This window comes from Pseudomonas sp. GM84, from assembly GCF_000282535.1.
Classification (GTDB): Bacteria; Pseudomonadota; Gammaproteobacteria; order Pseudomonadales; family Pseudomonadaceae; genus Aquipseudomonas.
In genome coordinates this window covers 1-2,040 of sequence record NZ_AKJC01000296.1, presented here as the reverse complement: position 1 = coordinate 2,040, position 2,040 = coordinate 1, and the positions used below count along the sequence as shown (strand labels likewise).

Sequence of the window (2,040 nt, the reverse complement as noted above, 5' to 3'; positions counted from 1 at the left end):
CCAACCAGGCTGACAACCATGCCCTATCAGACATAGGCACGTTGCAACAAATGTAGGAGCGAGCTTGCTCGCGATGCGCCGCGCGGGCGGCGCTCGATGTCATAGGCGCAAAATCCCCTCCGCCGGGCACTTCAAAACCCTCAAGCCACCTCCCCCTGCCGACTCCACAACCGATGGTAATACCCCCGCCGCGCCAGCAACTGCGCATGACTGCCATCCTCGACAATCCGCCCACCATCAAACACCACGATCCGATCCAGATGCGCCACCGTCGACAACCGATGCGCCACCACGATCACCGTCTTGTCTTCCATGATCTCGTCCAGCTTGTCCTGAATGTACCGCTCGGTAATCGAATCCAGGCTCGACGTCGCCTCGTCCATCACCAGAATCGGCGCATTCTTCAGCAACACCCGGGCAATCGCGATGCGCTGCCGTTGGCCACCGGACAACTTCACGCCGCGCTCCCCCACCAGCGAGTCGAACCCCAACTCCATGGACTCGATGAAATCCCTCGCCCCTGCCCGGTCGATGGCGGCCTGCACGGCATCGTCCCCGGCATCGAGGCGACCGTAATGAATGTTCTCGCGAATGCTGCGGTGGAACAGCCCTGGCTCCTGTGGGATCAACCCAACCTGCTCGTGCAGCGAATGCTGGGTGACCGTGCGCACATCCTGGCCATCGATCAGCACCTGCCCGTCGTCAACGTCATACAAACGCAGCAGCAACCCCAGCAGCGTCGACTTGCCCGAGCCGGAAGCGCCCACCAGCCCGACCCGCTGACCAGCCGGAATATGCAGGTCCAGACCCCGGAAAATCGGCCGGCCGGGATGGTAGCCAAAGGTCACGTCGGCAAACCGCACCTCGCCGCGCTCCACCTTCAATTCCCGCGCCTCGCTGGCATCGCGCACTTCATGCGGGCGCACCAGCGTGCGCACGCCGTTGGCGATGTTGCCCATGGCCTCGAAAAACTCCAGCAAACGGCGCGACAGGCCAGCCACGTCGGCGATGATCATCAGTGACAGGCTGGTAGCGGTGACAAAGGTAGCGATGTCGATGCTGCCGCGCTGCCACAGCCACAGCGCCAGCCCCAGGATGCCGAGCTTGAGCAGCACGCCGCAGGCATTCTGCAGCCAGCGGATCTTTTCCATGTAGCCCAGCGAGCGGTCGGCGGCGGCTACCTCGCGGTCGAGGAAACGGCCCAGGTAACCATGCTCGTAGGGATGACGGGCGAACAGGCGGATGTTGGTGAGGTTGGTGACCGCATCCACCACCTTGCCGGTGCTGACGCTGCGCGCGGCGGCGAAGTCGCGGGCCAGGGGGTGGCTGCGGCGGGCCAGGAACCAGCACAGGGTGAGAAAGCCCACGGCCCACAGGCCCATGAAGGCGGCCAGCCAGGCGTTGGCGGTGGCCAGCAGGACCACCGCCAGGGTCAGGGTGGCCAGCAGCGGGATCAGGTCGAAGATGAGGATCGCCAGGGTCTGGGTGGTGCCCAGCGCCACTTCGCTGATGCGGTGCGCCAAGGCGCCGGCGAACTCGCTGGTGATGTAGCGGTGCGAATGGCGCTGCAGGTAGGCGAACAGCGCTTGGGTCACGGCGCGCCGCTGGCGGGGCACGGTGTGGATGTGCAGGCCGCTGGCCAGGCGCATGCTGAGCATTTCCACGGTCAGCAGCGCGGCGAAGCCGGCCAGGGGCCAGGCCAGCGTGTCGACGGCGCGGGCGGCTTCCAGGCCCTGGCTGACCAGGCGGGTGATCTGGCCCAGTTGCCAGGGGACCAGGACGGCGCAGAGTACCGACACGGTTTGCAGGGCGAGCATGCCGCTGTAGGCCAGCGGGTGGCGCAGGATGAAGGCGCGGACGAAGGCCATGGGGGTGTCGGGGAGGTGGCGGATATCCCAGCCATCGGGCAGGCGGTGGGTCGATGTCACGGTGGTTTCCTCAGTGTTCAAGGTGCTGCCACTGGCCCTATCGCCGGCAAGCCGGCTCCCACAGGTAGGGCGCAGTATTTGAAACCTGTGGTGTTCCTGTGGGAGCCGGCTT

At 65.6% G+C, this 2,040-nt stretch carries 1 protein-coding gene; it reads right to left on the bottom strand.

The genetic code is table 11. The annotated features are described in order from the left end of the window. Nucleotides 1–140: 140 nt before the first annotated feature. Complete coding sequence (locus tag PMI38_RS21125; protein ID WP_043274055.1) at nucleotides 141–1,928, bottom strand: ABC transporter ATP-binding protein; 1,788 nt, start codon at nucleotides 1,926–1,928, stop codon at nucleotides 141–143. Nucleotides 1,929–2,040: the final 112 nt, after the last annotated feature.